Raw genomic sequence first — 15,651 nt, forward strand, 5'->3', positions numbered from 1 at the left:
AGGAAAATTTTGGAGTTGATTTTCTATGAAATATTATGCAGCATCTTTGCTAATCTATCTGTTTTCTGTAGGTATTTTATATGCGGCCGGCTATGCATTTGAAATTGTTTGGCTGAAGTGGGAACACACAGTCACTTATCAGGATGGATCTATTAAAGCGGTTTCAGGATCCATTATACCCTTTTTCTTATGTGTGCCTATTTATTATTTCTTTACAAGAAAAGCGCAAACGCCAGCTTAGCTCAGGCATGGCAGATTATCACCTGGCAGAAAAGGTCCGGATTTGGTTTTTTGGGCGGATTTGATATGGCTGAGGAGTGGGTATATGGATCCAGACATCGAAGCAAAAAAATACTTTCTTATTAATTAAATCATCAAAAGAGTTTTGGACGATCAAAAGTAAAAAATCCCAGAGCCTTCATTCGTTCTCTGAGATTTATGATTCTTTATTATTTGTCTTTAATTTTGCTCGATGCTGTTCATTCAGCTGCTTAATTTCAGAAATAAGCTGTTTGATCTTTTCTTTCTCTGCCGGATACGTTTCATTCCAATGCTTCGCAAGCGGCGGCATGGACTTGGCAATGTGTGTATAAATCAACCAGCTTTTCACTTTTTCCTGAAGTTCAGGCGTTGACTCTCCAAGAAGCAATTCTGTGTATTTTTCAATCAGGCCATTCAGCGGTTCTTTAAGATCTTCCTGCAACAAGATCTCCTCCTAATCATCCATTATGTTAAACAATGCTTCGGACAGGTACTGCAGCGATCTCTTTTCTCAGAAGTCAGATAGTAAAGACAGCATGTTTGTCTCGTTACTTGTCCCTGTTCTCTATAGAAAGGCAAGAAAGGGTTTTTCATTCCTTCTCCGAAAAGTTCTCCGTCTGCTTCTTTCACTACATACACATAATCCGCTTGTATTTGCTCTATCGTAACATACTCAGGAATGTTTGCAAGCAGCGTGTTATACATCCAGACAACATAAAGGACGATATTCTCCCAAAGGATCAGTTTAGATATTCTTGCTTTCACTGACACGATGTTCACAATTTTACTTAAGTGATTCCGAAATAAATCTTTCAGTATTTCATCTCTCCACGCATCTCTGCTTTCTCCAGCAGAAACACACTCCAAAGAGTGAAAGTAAAAAGAAGGGAGCCATAAAGGATCCTTATCATCTGTCTCAAGTGTTAAATTTAGAGGGTCAGTATTCATTTTTTTCCCAAAAACAGTCATGGAAAAAAGAACCATCGCTGCAAGAAAGGCGTATCGTTTAACAAGCATAGATCCTGTAACATTCAATCTGTCTGAATGAATTTTTGGCTGGATCTCAATTAAGTACCTTGAAAGAAAATCAGGATCCAGCAAGTTTGCCGCTTCTATCGATAAGGCTGATTCACTTCGTTCTAAACTCAGCCTGAATCTCGATAAATGCCCGAGCTCTTCTTTTGAAAAATGGTTCATGATTAAATTGCCGCCTCTTTAATAATGCAGCGGCCTCTTCCATGCGGAATGCACAGAGGAGTTCCAAACAGCGGATCCATTGTAACTTCGCAGTTCATTTGAAAAACATCCTTCACCAAATTGCAATTAATGACATGTTCCGGTCTGCCTTCCGCATAGATTTGCTTATCCTTAATAGCAACAATATGGTGAGCATACCGGCAGGCTAAATTAAGGTCATGCAGAACCATAACAATCGTACGCTGTTCTTTTTCATTCAGCTCAAATAAGAGATCCAGAATTTCGATTTGATGAGTCATATCTAAATATGTCGTCGGTTCATCAAGTAAAATAATATCCGTATCCTGAGCAAGAGTCATGGCAATCCAGGCACGCTGACGCTGTCCGCCTGACAGGGAATCAACCGGTCTTTCAGCAAATTCCAGCATTCCTGTAGCATCTAAAGCGCTCATAACTGCCTTCTCATCTTTTTCCGTCCATTGTTTGAGCCAATTTTGATAAGGATAACGGCCTTGCTTGACGAGCTGAAGAACCGTCAGGCCTTCCGGTGCAGCAGGTCCTTGAGGCAAAATGGCAAGTTTCTTTGCCACTTCCTTTGTGGGAAGCTTCGCAATGGCTTCTCCTTCTAAAAGAACTGCACCTTTTTCAGGCTTTAAAAGCCGTGCTATTGAACGCAGAAGCGTTGATTTTCCGCAGCCGTTGCTGCCGATGAATACAGTGATTTCGCCTTTTGGGATCTCTAAATCGAGCTCATTAATAATGGTTGTTTCTCCATACGACAATGTTAGCGCCTTTGTTTTAATAGCTGTCATTTTTACTATCCAGCTCCTTTTCAAATAAGGATTGATTAATGGCTGCGGGATGAATTTCTGGTGCTGCGGAAACAGCCTAATTATTTCTGCTTCTATAAAGCAGGTAGATGAAATAAGGTGCCCCGATCGCTGCAGTGAATACACCTGCAGGAATTTCAAGAGGAGCAAAAAGAGTTCTTCCAATCAAATCTGCAACCATAACGAGCACCGCTCCGAGCAATGCCGATACAGGAAGCAAAGCACCGAAAGATGACCCTACGAGTCTTCTTGCGATATGCGGGGCAATGAGGCCTACAAACCCGATTCCACCCGCAAATGCAACAGCACTCCCTGTTAATGCAGTTGCAATCAGCAGCAGAATAAATCGATTGTGCTGTACAGCGCTTCCTACGCCAGCTGCAAGCTCATCCCCTAATTCCTGAATGTTGACGTTTCTAACAAAAATAAAGCTGATGATGACTAAAACGATTGTAATCGGCACCATAATCTTTACTTGATCCCAAGTTGCTGAATAAACAGTTCCTGTAATCCAAATATTTGCCTGCGCCGCGCGGTAGATCGGCCCTTTTATCATTAATAACGTCGTAAGAGACTGAGCAAGCATTGAAAGTCCAATACCGACCAAAACGAGTCTTATTGAAGAAGAACCGCCTCTCCATGACAAAATATAAACTAATAGGGCAATCACTGTCGCTCCTATAAAAGCTGCAACTGGCATCCACTGTATCGGAACAGTCAATGTATTATTTTTATCACTGAATATCGCTAAAAACATCACAACAGCAACGGAAGCGCCGCCGGTGATACCGATTATATCGGGAGATGCAAGCGGGTTGCGGATGATTCCCTGAAGAATGCCGCCTGCAACAGCAAGTGATATTCCGACCATTAGAGCAATCAGGATTCTCGGCAAACGAAAGGATTGAATGACAAGCTCATCCATCTCTGTCCCGTATCCAGCAAGTGTTTTAAGCACCTGAATCGGGCCGATTCTCAAATCACCCATACCTGTACTGAAAAGAAAGGTAAACGCAGTGACAAGGAGCAAAACACAGAAGACCGTTAAGGCTTTTTTATCAATAAGGAAAGAAATAAATCCTTTTCCTATTCTAAAAGAATGATAGCTTTTCATTATTTCTGGAACCCCCTGCGCGCGATGTAGATGAAAAATGGTGTTCCGACAAGAGCCGTCATCACTCCTACCGGCACTTCTTCAGGCATCGCGACGAACCTGGCCCCAATGTCAGCCGTCACTAACAGCACTCCTCCGAGTACGGCACAATAAGGAAGAATCCAGCGGTGATCATTCCCGACAAAGAAACGGGCAATATGCGGAATGACAATCCCTACAAATCCAACAGGACCTGCAATCGCAACTGCGCCTCCTGCAAGCAGAATAATAACGGCAGCCGTCATTAATTTGACGATGCCTGTTTTCTGGCCGAGCCCCTTTGCGACATCTTCACCCATCATCAGCAGGTTGATCTTGGATGCAAGAAAGACACAGATAACAAAAGCAATTCCTATATAAGGAAGCACACTATAGAGAAGCTCTAGCTTCCTTCCCTGAACAGATCCGGCAAGCCAAAATAATACTTGATCCAATGCAGCTTCGTTACTTACAAGAAATCCTTGCGTCAGAGAGGAAAACAAAGCAGCCATCGCTGCTCCGGCCAATGTAAGCTTCATTGGTGTTAATCCTTCTCTCCCAAAAGAACCTGCAAAATAAACAGTGAAAGCAGCTGCTGCCGCTCCTAAAAAGGAAATCCAAGTGAAGGCCTGCAAAGAGCTGACGCCAAATATGGATACGGCAATCACAACAAAGAATCCCGCTCCGGCATTAATCCCGAATACGCCCGGAGATGCCAGCGGATTTTTAGTAAGAGCCTGCATCAGTGCCCCTGCAACTGCAAGGCTTGCTCCAACCACAACAGCTGTTGCTGCTCTAGGAAGCCTTACTGTCTGAATAATTAAATGTTCGTTAGAACCATCGAAATTTGTAAGCGCATTAATGGCTGTTTCCCACGAGGTTTGTGTATAGCCAAGCACGACACTTGCACAAATACTCACTAAAAGCAAAATAAAACCAGTGATAAGTCCAGCTATTTTCACTAAATTAGTCTGTAATAACATATTTATACCTCTTGATGTGAAACCATCACTTCTTAATATTTTTCTAAAGCTATTGTAACAAAGTCAATTGAATTTGAAAATCATTTTCAATTAAATATTGGCAATCAAAATCAGAAAAATTAATATTTTATCCGCAAATGAAAATCATTTTCAATTAAATATTGACAACTGATAGTAAAAAAATTAATATTTAACTTGTAAATGAAAATCATTATCAAACAAAAATATGGGGGTAACAACAAATGCAAGCTACATATCAAAAAGCATGGCTGTCACTTATTGCAATCGTTTTATCAGCAGTACTTCTAGCAGCATGCGGAAACAACGAGAAAGATAAAACAGCTGGTGATACTGGCAGCAAAGATAAAGAAAGCGAATCATATACTGTTGAACATGCAATGGGAACAACTGAAGTGCCTAAAAAACCTGAAAAAGTAGTCATTTTGACAAATGAAGGAACAGAAGCTTTGCTTGCAATGGGTGTTAAACCTGTTGGTGCTGTTAAATCCTGGTTAGGCGATCCTTGGTATGATCACATTTCAGATGAAATGACAGACGTTGAAGTTGTTGGGGATGAAAGTGCCCTTAATGTAGAAGCAATCGCTGCATTAAAACCTGATTTAATTATCGGAAACAAAATGCGTCAGGAAGACCAATATGAAAAATTAAGCAAAATCGCTCCAACTGTTTATGCTGAAACACTTAGAGGCGACTGGAAAGAAAACTTCAGCTTCTACGCTAAAGCATTAAACCGTGAAGAAGAAGGCAAAAAAGTGCTTGCTGACTATGATGCCCGCATTGCTGATATCAAAGCAAAAGCCGGTGATAAACTAGATCAGGAAATTTCAGTCGTTCGCTTCATGGCTGGAACAACACGCATTTATTATAAAGATACATTCTCTGGTGTCATTCTTGAAGAGTTAGGATTCGCACGTCCAGCAAACCTTGAAAAGTTATTTTCAGACAATCCGGATGATTTATTTGTTCGCGAAGTAACAAAAGAACTAATTCCTGAAATGGATGGAGATTATTTATTCTACTTCACTTATGCTCCTGCTGAAACAAAAGCTGATGCTGAAAAACAGGCAGAAGAATTTACAAATGATCCGCTTTGGAAAAACCTTGATGCAGTAAAGGCTGGCAAAGCCTACCAAGTTGATGATGCGATTTGGAACACTGCAGGCGGTGTAAAAGCTGCTAACTTAATGCTCGATGAACTTGAGAAAATCGTTCTCGAGAAATAATTTTGTCTCCCAACCAATTCATATATGCTTAACCCTTTTAAACGAAAAAAGTCTTCCATCCGGAAGACTTTTTTCGTTTTCTTCTATATATATGCATTCTTAACAGATCCCTTAGATTCAACAATTAAATCATAATATTTTATGGCCAGCATTTTTTCATCCTTATAGGATTTGTTCCAGCAGTCTTCAAGCCATATATCTGCAATTGCCTGTTTCCGCTGATCTCCTGATTTTGCATCTTTCAGCGCAACGGTGCTTAACAGCAGATCGCACATTAAAGCGGATAATTTTTTCGCATGAAACTTCCATCCAGCTTCTTTCTGATTTTCCAGAAAAGCCAGCAGATCTTCAAGATCCCTTATCCCATTATGAATGGCTGTGCTGCCGGCCGAATTCTTTCTAATCCATGAGAGAAACAAAAGATGAACAGCATGCTTTTTAATGAGACGCAATACTTCTAAACCAAGTATATTTGCCGTACCCTCCCATACTGTCAGTACTTGAGAATCCCGCAGCAGTCTTGGCGTTACAAAATCTTCAATATATCCATTTCCGCCATGCATTTCGATTGCCTCATGCGAAAATGCAATTGCCTCTTCTGCCGTCTTTGCTTTTAATAACGCAATGAAAAGATGGGTCAGCATTTTTTCTTCATCTGTGGAAGTCTTTTCTCTCATTACCTTGTCAAAAAGCTGAATTAGTTCAAAGCATGCACTGGTCTGAACTTCCTGCCGCACAGCCATTTTACACAGCGTTTCCTGAATCATCGAAGATTCCGTCAGCTTTTTGCCAAAAGCTATCCGCTGCTCTGCATAGCCTTTTGCTTCAATATAAGCTCTTCTCATTATTCCGGCAGATGTGATGGCATTCGAGATTCTCGAAAGATTAAGTGCCTCCATCATGTAGTAAAACCCTCTGGATGGATCACCGATCAAGAATGCTTCCGCCCCATTTAATTCGACCTCAGCCGATGGAACTGCTCTTACCCCCAATTTATCTTTGAGACGTCTGATATGAATTTGATTTGAAGTTCCATCGTCCTTTTTCCAGGGAACTAAGAAAAGAGACAATCCCTTTGTTCCAGCAGGCGCTCCCTCCATCCTGGCAAGAACTGCTGCTATTTTGCATGCACCCGCATTGCTCGCAAAATATTTTTCACCATAAAGATGATACCCCATGTCAGCTTTTACGGCTTTAGTTTCATTTGCACCCACATCTGATCCGCCCTGTCTTTCCGTTAAAAAAGTAGCTCCTTCATAAAGCTCAACATCACCTGTTGAGATGGCATGAGGTAAATATTTCGCCTTCAATTCCTCATCTGCATATTCGTCAATTAAATAGGCAGCTGCCATCGTAAGGGTGACTGGACAATAAAACCCTGATTCAACCTGAGACAGAAGATATCCTTAAGCATATGAATAGTGATAGTCTGCCTTTCTGTTCAATTCAGGAATGTTTTTATGCAGATAGCCGACAATCCCTGTTTGATAGGTGTCTTGAATTGTTTTTTTATACCCCTCGTTCAGCCAGACTTCCGAGACATCATTTCCAAATTTATCATAGCGGATAAGCTTTGGCTGTCCCTCTCTATCCGTATGCGCTGCACGCTGATCAATTTCTTCAAAACAAAGCTTTTGAAATTTTGACAGTCTCTGAACGGTATATTCATAAAGTTCTGCATCCATAAATTTCTTCAGATTAAACAGCAAATTAGCATCCAATTAAATCAGCACCTCTCTTTATTAAATCGCTTACAACTTATTTTACAGAATATTCCCTTTATTCGATATGTGCTTTTTGCATTCTTTGTTAGATATTTGGTAAGCTAACGGTAGATAGTAAGTTAGGAGGGACTCAGTCGAATGCTGCAGGCTGCGATGTGGGGAGCTTTTGCTGGTTCCTCTATTTTATTAGGTGCTTTGCTTGGCATCTACAAGGAGATACCGCGCAAGGTTTTAGGTTTTATTATGTCGTTTGGAACAGGTGTCCTGATCGGGGCAGCTTCCTTTGAACTGCTTAGGGAATCAGTGGATGACGGGGGACTGCTGGCAGCATCGGGCGGATTCATTTTTGGATCTTTGACATTTACAGTGTGTGAATTGCTGATTACAAATAAGGGCGGAAGCGACAGAAAACGCTCAAAGCAAAACCCGGATAATCACTCAGGAGTATCCATTTTTATCGGAACTGTTATTGATGCTATTCCTGAGTCGGTTATTATCGGCGTCAGCCTGCTTCAGGAGAATACAGTCAGCTTCTTAATGGTGACAGCTGTTTTTATCAGCAATTTTCCAGAGGGTCTTTCAAGCTCTGTCGGATTGCGTAAAGATGGCTATTCCAAAAAAAAGATCCTTTTCATGTGGCTGATCGTTTTACTTCTTTCTTCTCTCAGCTCATTTCTCGGCTTCTCGCTGCTGCAGAATGCCGACACTGCAGTGATTGCATTTATTGGAGCCTTTGCAGCAGGCGGCATCATTGCAATGGTGGCCTCGACGATGATGCCGGAAGCATTCGAAGAAGGCGGTCCGATTGTAGGTTTGATTGCTTCTTTAGGCGTACTTGCTTCGCTGATCCTCTCAAATCTATAATAAAAAAGGCTTCGCAGATGCGAAGCCTTTTTTTCATCCTGTTAATATATCTTCGTTAGGATATTTAATTTTTTGTTTTTGTGGTTTAGCAATAGAGAACAAGAGCGTCAATGGCCCAACTTTCCCTAAGAACATAATAAAAATGATCACTTCTTTTCCCAAATCTGATAATTTAGGAGTAACAGACATTGACAGTCCTACTGTACCAAAAGCAGAAACAACTTCAAATAAAATTTCCATAAAAGTAAGATTTTCCGATAAGGTTAAGATAAACACGGACACTAGTACAAATAGCAGACTTGCCACTGTAATGGCAAGAGCTTTCACTATATATCTAGTGTTAATTGAGCGTTTCGCAATGCTTATTTCTTCTCTGCCCCGCAAAAAAGTAATGGTTGCCAGCAGAATGATGATGGCTGTAGTTAACTTTATTCCACCGCCAGTTGATGCACTCCCTGCTCCAATAAACATAAGGATGACCATTAGAAAAAGAGTTGTATCTTCCAGACTTGCCATATCCAATGTATTAAAACCTGCGGTTCTGGGCGTTACCGCCTGGAAATATGAAGCTAATAGCTTACTTCCCGAAGAAAGGTCTCCAAGTGTAGCAGGATTGGAATATTCAATAACAAAAATAATAAACATCGCTGTTACATTTATCACAAGTGTACCGACAAGCATCAGCTTTGTATGCAATGAAAACTTTTTAAAGCTGCGCTTTCTCCATACATCAACAAGCACTGTAAAACCTATACCTCCTATTATAAAAAGAGATGACAGCACCAGGTTTATAAGCGGATCTCCTACATACCTCATTAAATTATCCGGCCAAAGAGCGAAACCCGCATTATTAAATGCAGAAATTGCGTGAAAAAAACTGTAGAAAAGACCTTTAGACCACCCATACTCGGGTATCCATCTAAACGATAAAAAGATCATTGCAATGAATTCAATTGAAAGGGAAAAGTAAAACAAATACTTTACTAAATTTATAACTCCGCCAATGGAGGTTTGATTCAGCGCAGTTTGCATCACTAATCTTTCTTTAATGCCAATTTTCCTCCCTAAGAGGATATAAATCAGAACCCCAAATGACATGATCCCTAATCCGCCAAGCTGAATCAGCATAGCAATGATAAATTGTCCGGTATAAGTAAAGGTTGATCCGGGGTCCACAGGTGCAAGTCCTGTTACAGTCATCGCGGATGTAGCAATAAATAACGCATCAATCCATCTAATCGGTTCATGAGTTGAAACAGGCAGCATCAATAAGGCAGATCCTCCTGCAATTCCAACTGCGAAAATAGTAACCAATAGCTGTGATGGATTAAACCGAATCATTTTTTGCAGTTTATTTGAGCTTATCACCTATATGCCCTCCTCCTCGAAACGGCTGATGTCCTTATTCCGTCCAATCACAAGCAGAATATCACCTGATTTGATGGATTCTTCGGCAGGAGGCGAAACAATCATCTCTTCATCCCGCTGAATCCCGACAATATTACATCCATATCTTGCCCTAATATCTAAATCAATTAATGTTTTACGGTGAATTTTTGCTGAAGCAATCAGCTCTACCATGCTGTATTCCTTTGAAAGCTCAATATAATCAATCATTTTTTCTGAAATAATATGATGGGCAATCCGCTTTGCCATGTCACGTTCAGGATGAATGACTTTGTTTACACCTATTTTGTCTAAAACCTTCTGATGATAGTCATTTTGAGCTTTTGCCCATACTTGCGGAATCTCCATTTCTTTTAGCAGAAGTGATGTCAAGATGCTTGCTTCAATATCATCTCCAAACGACACAAAGGCATGATCTACGTTACGCACGCCAAGCTGCTTCAGTGTCGCCTCATCAATTGCATTTGCCTGCACAGCAAGTGTCGCATATTGAGAATAATATTGAACCTTTTCATCATCTTTATCGACCGCTAAAACTTCCATCCCCAACTCATGAAATTCCTTTACAAGACTTCCTCCAAAACGGCCAAGTCCAAATACAGCAAATTGCTTTTTCAACAGGATTTCCTTCTTTCAATACTAATTTTTGCACACAAAAAGACACAGAGGTCCCATGAACCGCTGTGTCTGATTTTTTAAGATCACATTAGTTTCATTATCCTCTCTCAAGAACGCTTGCGAAGTTAGCTGTCGGGTTCGGGCAATGAGAGTAGCCCTACCAGTAAAGGATTCACCCCAAGCTGCAAAAGATGCCAGCAAAATTGGGTCCCCCGCTCCGTAATGGATTAAGCGAATTAAGAATATCTGAAATGTATTTATGAAAGTATCTTACTCCTGTTGAATTGGACAGTAAAGAGCCAATTATTGCAGAAATTAGTTAAAATTGAGCAAATATAACCGTTTAAGCGCTCTCAAGTCTTATTTACTCAGCATATCTGTTTATTTTAAATTCTTTGAAAGACTGATATGATGCGAAGAAGTTGTGGTTTAACAGCATATATTGAAGCGTTATTCATTTAAATTGATGTTCTATCAGTGTAAATTGCAGTTTTATCTGCATAAACCGGATTTCTATCAGTATCTTTCCAGATCACACATGAGCAAGTTAAAAACACCAAGCCCACATGGACTTTGTGCCGGAAGTTTACAGTTTGGCTCTTTGCAGTCTCAGCGTGTTCAAAACAACGGAAACCGAACTGAATGCCGTTGCCGCTCCATATCAGCTTCTGCAAGGGCTTATTGTCTTTAATAAAAAAGACGGCCACTTTAGGCCGTCTTTCTCATTATGACAATTTTTCTTCCATTTCAGGAAATTTAAAGTCTCCATGTTTCTTTTCTGTTTCTGCTACAATCACTGCACATGCCGCATCTCCTGTAATATTAACTGCTGTACGAGCCATATCCAGCAGACGGTCTATACCGATGATCAAGGCGATGCCTGCTACGGGAAGGCCTACAGAGTTTAAGACCATCGCAAGCATGATAAGTCCAACTCCTGGTACACCGGCTGTTCCAATTGAAGCGAGAACAGCTGTAAGTACTACTGTCAGCAACTGAGTGAAAGAAAGATCAATATTGTAGACTTGAGCGATAAAGATTGTTGCTACACCCTGCATAATGGCCGTTCCATCCATATTAATGGTTGCGCCGAGCGGCTGAACGAAACTTGAGATCGGCTCTGGAACCTTCAGACGCTTTTGCGCTGTTTCCATAGATACAGGAAGTGTCGCATTACTGCTTGATGTACTGAAAGCTACTGCCATGGCAGGAGCGAAATTTTTAAAGAACCAGATCGGGCTTTGCTTTGCCAGAAAAAGAATGGATGAACCATAGGTGACAATAGCATGAATCACAAGTGCAAGCATTACAACTCCCATGTAGAGTCCCATTGCTTTAAGGGCGTCTAAACCTTGACTGCCTACAGCAGTAGCAATAAGACCGAAAGTACCGTATGGAGCGAATTTCATCACTAGATTTACTAAATACATCATTAAATCATTGCCTTGCTCAACTACCTTAAATAATGTATTTGCTTTCTTTCCAAGAAACGTGATGCCAAGGCCAACAAAAATTGAGAAAATAATAATTTGCAGCATATTACCATCGGCAAATGCTTTAACAGGATTCGTCGGAATCATATTTAAGAATGTTTCTGCAACAGATGGAGCTTCTTCAGCTTTATATTCAGCGGACTTTGTATCGAATTCACCTACATTGCCGGGCTGAATGGTCAGTGCAAGGATTAAGCCTATAACAATGGCTACTGCTGTTGTTACTAAAAAGTAGGTGACCGTTTTAACACCTATTCTTCCTAATTTCTTTGGATCTCCTAACCCAGCAACTCCCAGAGTAATAGAAAAGAAGACTATTGGTACGACGAGCATATTGATTAAGTTTAAAAAGATTTTTCCAAGCGGGGTAAATAGGAACGTGTCTAACTGTTTAAATAAATCCGGAGCCGTGATATTAAGAATGAGGCCGACAATTGCCCCCAGAATAAGACCAATGATGATTTTCGTTGCTAGTTTCATATAAAACCTCCGTAAAAAAGTAATAGATAGTGTTTAATTCCCAATAAATAGAGAAAGAGAAACATATATGTGGGAGTTTTTTTAAAAAATACAAAAAACCGCGAGAGAATTCTCGCGGTTTTATTCGTCAATTTGAATAATTATAACATTTCCACAGATGAGTCTCTCCACCGCATACGAGGTTAGCTGTCGGATTCGGACGAAGAGTGTCCTACCTTTTGACCATAAAGGATTCACCCCAGTGCAACTGCACAGTTTGGTTCCCCCGTTCCCATTTTAGGATTAAGCGTATATTTATTAAGTTATACTACTATTCTAAATACAAGATTTAATTTTTGCAAATATAAAAATTTGCCTTTAATTGGATTTGAACATAAAATTTAGCAAAAAACGTTCTTACTTTAAGGAGTTTTAACCATGAAAAAGTGGATAAAAAATTTTTTTCTGATTGCATCAGGGGGAATGATTCTCTCTTTTGCAGGATTTTATATCTGGTCCCAAATCACCTATAAACCGGCTGAAGAACTGTTTTACACTACTAATTTACTGGATCAAAATGATAAAAATGGGTATTTGCTGTTTCAGCCTGAAAACCAAAAAACGAATAATGGCATCATTCTATATCCTGGAGCAAAAGTTGATCCGAGAGCATATGCCTATCTTGCAGAGCAGTTAACTCAAAAAGGGTTCACTGTCTTAATTCCTAAAATGCCCTTTAACCTTGCTATTGCAGGCATCAGCAAAGCAGATAAAATTATAAATGATAGAGACGAGATTGAAAATTGGTACATTGGAGGACACTCTCTCGGAGGTTCGGCTGCTTCTATTTACGCGTTTGAACATCAGGAAAATATAAAAGGGCTTTTCCTGCTTGCTGCTTATCCGGCAGATTCCAGTGATTTTTCAAACACACATTTTCCGATTCTGACCATCTATGCAGAACATGACGGATTAACAACCCTGGATGAAATAAAAGAAACGAAACACCTATTGTCTGACAATACCTTTTATTACAAAATTAACGGCGGCAATCATGCACAGTTTGGCATTTACGGAGAACAAAAAGGAGATAACAAAGCCCAGATCAATGTCTTTGTTCAACAAGATCAGGTCATTCGAGAAATAAACAGCTGGATCGAGCGGATTGAGTAAAAGGCAAGGGAGATTTTCTCGTTTTTTTCTACATTTACAAGCCATAAAAAAAACGGAAACAGGCAGCAGAACCATGCCTGTTTCCGGTTTATTTATTTTGTCGCTTCCAAAAACTCTTCTACATCTTGCACAGTCAGCTGAACAGCTTTTTGCCAGAAATCCTCTTTTGTTAAGTCTACTCCTAAGTGTTTCATAGCCAAATCTTCTACCTGCATGGATCCTGTATCTTTTAAAAGAGCAATGTATTTCTCTTCAAACGCAGTTCCCTCTTCCAAAGCTTTCGCATATATGCCAAGTGAGAACAAATAGCCAAACGTATATGGGAAATTATAGAACGGCACACCGGTAATATAGAAATGCAGTTTTGATGCCCAGAAATGAGGATGGTACTCTCCCAAAGCATCACAATAAGCTTCTTTTTGTGCAGCTTCCATTAATTGATTTATTCTTTCCGTACTGACGATTCCTTTTTTGCGTTCCTCATAAAAAGAAGTTTCAAATAGGAAGCGGCCGTGAATATTCATGAGCAGTGCAACACTTCTTTGCACTTTATCTTCTAATAGTGCCAAACGCTCGTCATCAGATTTTGCTTTTTTAACTGAGGCATCTGCAACAATCATTTCAGCAAATGTTGATGCTGTTTCAGCTACATTCATCGCATAATTGCGGTTAAGCGGATGCACTCCCGCCATTGCATGCTGATGGAAGGCATGGCCCAGCTCATGGGCAAGAGTTGCGATATTTGACGGGGTGCCGGAGAATGTCATGAAGATTCTGGACTGGTCACTTTCGGTAAAACTTGTGCAAAAACCTCCCGGAGCTTTTCCCGGACGATCTTCAGCCTCGATCCAGCGGTTCTCAAATGCTTTTTTTGTAAATGAAGTCAGTTCTTCTCCAAAGTGGCTGAATTGATCTAAGATAAATTCAGCTCCCTCCTGATAGCTGACCTTCGCTTCTTCCCCGCCAATCGGTGCATCGAGATCGTACCAGCTAAGCTTTTCGACACCAAGCAAATCTGCTTTTCTTTTTAAATAGCTTACAAGCGGCTGTTTATTCTCAGAAATCACCTTCCACATGACATCAAGGGTCTCGCGTTTCATTCTGTTGATTTCAAGCGGCTCACTCAGAACATCGTCCCAGCCCCGCTTTTCATATACATTCAGTCTAAAACCAGATAAATGGTTCAGCGTATGGGCAAATAAATCTGCACCGCTTCCCCACGCCTTTTCCCATTCTTCAAACACAGATTTTCTGACTGATCTGTCCGCGCTTGAGAATTTATTGGCTGCCTGGCCTACAGACAATTCATGTACTTTGTCATCTTCTTTGTATGGTATTTTCACTTTGGAGACGAGAGTATCATAAAGCTGTCCCCACGCATGATAGCCGTCCACTGACAAGGCATTGATCAGTGTTTCCTGCTCCATCTGCAGTTTGTTTTTTGCTCTGTTCCTGCGCTCGGTCAAGGCAAATTTTAATTCAGTCAAGGCATCAGCATTTACAAGCTCAGGCCAAACCGCATCGTCAACTTGAACGAGCTTTTGATCAAAGGCTGCCAAAGCATTTTGAAACTGAGAACTGAGTTGAGTAACCTTCCCCCGGAGCACGGAGGCATGCTTATCATTTGTATCCTGAGCCTGCAGACACCCGACAAAAGCTCCTGCCTGTCTCATCCGTTTTGCAATACCCTGAAATTTCTCAAGAACCTCTCCTAAAAGGATGCTGTCTTCTTTTGTTTGAGGTACTTTGATGCTCTCTGCCTGCACCTTAAATGAAGGAACATCAACTTCAAGCTCCTCTAAATACTTTTTAAAGGCAACAGATTTGCTTCCACCTTCAAAAAACACATCTAAATCCCACGTTTCAGCATACGTAGCAGCTTTCATCGCCATTCCCCCTGTTATGTATTTCGGGACACTAAATAATCCCTCACTTGTCATTATAAAACAATTAACGAAAAATTTGTACAATTCAACCGGCTAAAAACAAAAGAAAAAGGCATGACGAAGTGTCATAGCCTTTACGAATTTTATTTATTTAATTTGTTTATCTGATTTTGCATCATCGTCGTCCATAAGACCTTTAGTAGCATTCTTAAACTCTCGTAGCGTTTTGCCTGCAGCTTTACCTAATTCAGGCAATTTTTTCGGTCCGAAAAGAAGCAATGCAACAAAAACGATCAACATAATTTCGCCGAATCCTAAGTTCACTATGAACCCTTCTTCCATCTCAATTTAATAGATTATTTATCAGTAAAAAGAAAACG

Annotated in this window: 14 protein-coding genes, 2 pseudogenes and 2 riboswitches; of the genes and pseudogenes, 4 read left to right on the plus strand and 12 right to left on the minus strand. The window is 40.5% G+C overall.

Annotation, left to right across the window (positions count from 1 at the left end; all coding sequences use genetic code 11):
- Nucleotides 1–25 precede the first annotated feature (25 nt).
- Nucleotides 26–241: a hypothetical protein gene (locus QLQ22_RS21900; RefSeq protein ID WP_284015551.1), complete on the plus strand. Its 216-nt coding sequence runs from the start codon at nucleotides 26–28 to the stop codon at nucleotides 239–241.
- Nucleotides 242–436: 195 nt separating this feature from the next.
- Here QLQ22_RS21900 and QLQ22_RS21905 read toward each other — a convergent pair whose 3' ends face one another.
- The 5 genes from QLQ22_RS21905 to QLQ22_RS21925 all read right to left on the minus strand — a co-directional run bounded on the left by QLQ22_RS21905 (nucleotide 437) and on the right by QLQ22_RS21925 (nucleotide 4,403).
- Nucleotides 437–703, minus strand: coding sequence for a DUF2573 family protein (locus QLQ22_RS21905; RefSeq protein ID WP_223438058.1), 267 nt, complete (start codon nucleotides 701–703; stop codon nucleotides 437–439).
- Nucleotides 704–726: 23 nt separating this feature from the next.
- Nucleotides 727–1,458 carry an IucA/IucC family C-terminal-domain containing protein gene (locus tag QLQ22_RS21910; RefSeq protein WP_284015552.1) on the minus strand — a complete coding sequence of 244 codons (732 nt, stop codon included), beginning with the start codon at nucleotides 1,456–1,458 and terminating at the stop codon, nucleotides 727–729.
- A 2-nt stretch (nucleotides 1,459–1,460) separates the two neighbouring features.
- A complete protein-coding gene (locus QLQ22_RS21915; protein ID WP_223438060.1) occupies nucleotides 1,461–2,270 on the minus strand; it encodes an ABC transporter ATP-binding protein in 810 nt (269 codons plus the stop codon).
- Nucleotides 2,271–2,346: 76 nt separating this feature from the next.
- On the minus strand, nucleotides 2,347–3,402 hold the full coding sequence (locus tag QLQ22_RS21920) for a FecCD family ABC transporter permease (protein ID WP_223438061.1): 1,056 nt from the start codon (nucleotides 3,400–3,402) through the stop codon (nucleotides 2,347–2,349).
- Nucleotides 3,402–4,403 (minus strand): FecCD family ABC transporter permease, encoded by a 1,002-nt coding sequence (locus QLQ22_RS21925; RefSeq protein ID WP_223438062.1) that lies wholly within the window; start codon nucleotides 4,401–4,403, stop codon nucleotides 3,402–3,404. Before QLQ22_RS21925 ends, QLQ22_RS21920 begins: the two co-directional genes overlap by 1 nt.
- A gap of 242 nt (nucleotides 4,404–4,645) precedes the next feature.
- Between QLQ22_RS21925 and QLQ22_RS21930 the strand changes: the two genes are divergently transcribed.
- Complete coding sequence (locus QLQ22_RS21930; RefSeq protein WP_252207371.1) at nucleotides 4,646–5,647, plus strand: ABC transporter substrate-binding protein; 1,002 nt, start codon at nucleotides 4,646–4,648, stop codon at nucleotides 5,645–5,647.
- An 83-nt stretch (nucleotides 5,648–5,730) separates the two neighbouring features.
- Here QLQ22_RS21930 and QLQ22_RS21935 read toward each other — a convergent pair.
- Nucleotides 5,731–7,332: pseudogene (locus QLQ22_RS21935) on the minus strand (acyl-CoA dehydrogenase family protein).
- A 177-nt stretch (nucleotides 7,333–7,509) separates the two neighbouring features.
- On the opposite strand from QLQ22_RS21935, the gene QLQ22_RS21940 reads away from it, so the two are divergent.
- Complete coding sequence (locus QLQ22_RS21940) at nucleotides 7,510–8,235, plus strand: ZIP family metal transporter (RefSeq protein ID WP_252207372.1); 726 nt, start codon at nucleotides 7,510–7,512, stop codon at nucleotides 8,233–8,235.
- Nucleotides 8,236–8,268: 33 nt separating this feature from the next.
- Here the strand turns inward: QLQ22_RS21940 and QLQ22_RS21945 are convergent, their stop codons facing one another.
- The 4 genes and pseudogenes from QLQ22_RS21945 to QLQ22_RS21955 all read right to left on the minus strand — a co-directional run bounded on the left by QLQ22_RS21945 (nucleotide 8,269) and on the right by QLQ22_RS21955 (nucleotide 12,233).
- Entirely contained in the window at nucleotides 8,269–9,576 is a 1,308-nt protein-coding gene (locus QLQ22_RS21945) for a TrkH family potassium uptake protein (RefSeq protein WP_284016921.1), read from the minus strand.
- A gap of 27 nt (nucleotides 9,577–9,603) precedes the next feature.
- Nucleotides 9,604–10,260, minus strand: coding sequence for a potassium channel family protein (locus tag QLQ22_RS21950; protein WP_223438065.1), 657 nt, complete (start codon nucleotides 10,258–10,260; stop codon nucleotides 9,604–9,606).
- A gap of 99 nt (nucleotides 10,261–10,359) precedes the next feature.
- A riboswitch (cyclic di-AMP (ydaO/yuaA leader) is annotated at nucleotides 10,360–10,504 on the minus strand.
- Nucleotides 10,505–10,846: 342 nt separating this feature from the next.
- A pseudogene (locus QLQ22_RS25205) lies at nucleotides 10,847–10,918 on the minus strand (cation transporter); the annotation flags it as partial.
- Nucleotides 10,919–10,985: 67 nt separating this feature from the next.
- On the minus strand, nucleotides 10,986–12,233 hold the full coding sequence (locus tag QLQ22_RS21955) for a dicarboxylate/amino acid:cation symporter (protein WP_223438066.1): 1,248 nt from the start codon (nucleotides 12,231–12,233) through the stop codon (nucleotides 10,986–10,988).
- Between the two features lie 156 nt (nucleotides 12,234–12,389).
- A riboswitch (cyclic di-AMP (ydaO/yuaA leader) is annotated at nucleotides 12,390–12,532 on the minus strand.
- Nucleotides 12,533–12,650: 118 nt separating this feature from the next.
- Between QLQ22_RS21955 and QLQ22_RS21960 the strand changes: the two genes are divergently transcribed.
- The gene (locus QLQ22_RS21960) at nucleotides 12,651–13,385 is read left to right on the plus strand and encodes an alpha/beta hydrolase (protein WP_284015553.1); all 735 of its coding nucleotides are present in this window, start codon (nucleotides 12,651–12,653) and stop codon (nucleotides 13,383–13,385) included.
- Nucleotides 13,386–13,477: 92 nt separating this feature from the next.
- Here QLQ22_RS21960 and QLQ22_RS21965 read toward each other — a convergent pair whose 3' ends face one another.
- Nucleotides 13,478–15,271, minus strand: a complete 1,794-nt coding sequence (locus tag QLQ22_RS21965; protein WP_284015554.1) for a M3 family oligoendopeptidase — start codon at nucleotides 15,269–15,271, stop codon at nucleotides 13,478–13,480.
- Between the two features lie 147 nt (nucleotides 15,272–15,418).
- Nucleotides 15,419–15,595, minus strand: a complete 177-nt coding sequence (locus QLQ22_RS21970) for a twin-arginine translocase TatA/TatE family subunit (protein ID WP_223438069.1) — start codon at nucleotides 15,593–15,595, stop codon at nucleotides 15,419–15,421.
- Nucleotides 15,596–15,651: the final 56 nt, after the last annotated feature.

The sequence above is a fragment of the Metabacillus hrfriensis genome (assembly GCF_030127205.1).
Taxonomy (GTDB): domain Bacteria; phylum Bacillota; class Bacilli; order Bacillales; family Bacillaceae; genus Bacillus_P; species Bacillus_P dongyingensis.

Coding starts and splice junctions, on each gene's coding strand:
- QLQ22_RS21955 (WP_223438066.1), bottom strand. CDS start 12,233: ATGAAACTAGCAACGAAAATCATCATTGGTCTTATTCTGGGGGCAATT.
- QLQ22_RS21940 (WP_252207372.1), top strand. CDS start 7,510: ATGCTGCAGGCTGCGATGTGGGGAGCTTTTGCTGGTTCCTCTATTTTA.
- QLQ22_RS21960 (WP_284015553.1), top strand. CDS start 12,651: ATGAAAAAGTGGATAAAAAATTTTTTTCTGATTGCATCAGGGGGAATG.
- QLQ22_RS21965 (WP_284015554.1), bottom strand. CDS start 15,271: ATGAAAGCTGCTACGTATGCTGAAACGTGGGATTTAGATGTGTTTTTT.
- QLQ22_RS21945 (WP_284016921.1), bottom strand. CDS start 9,576: ATGATTCGGTTTAATCCATCACAGCTATTGGTTACTATTTTCGCAGTT.
- QLQ22_RS21930 (WP_252207371.1), top strand. CDS start 4,646: ATGCAAGCTACATATCAAAAAGCATGGCTGTCACTTATTGCAATCGTT.
- QLQ22_RS21920 (WP_223438061.1), bottom strand. CDS start 3,402: ATGAAAAGCTATCATTCTTTTAGAATAGGAAAAGGATTTATTTCTTTC.
- QLQ22_RS21925 (WP_223438062.1), bottom strand. CDS start 4,403: ATGTTATTACAGACTAATTTAGTGAAAATAGCTGGACTTATCACTGGT.
- QLQ22_RS21915 (WP_223438060.1), bottom strand. CDS start 2,270: ATGACAGCTATTAAAACAAAGGCGCTAACATTGTCGTATGGAGAAACA.
- QLQ22_RS21910 (WP_284015552.1), bottom strand. CDS start 1,458: ATGAACCATTTTTCAAAAGAAGAGCTCGGGCATTTATCGAGATTCAGG.
- QLQ22_RS21900 (WP_284015551.1), top strand. CDS start 26: ATGAAATATTATGCAGCATCTTTGCTAATCTATCTGTTTTCTGTAGGT.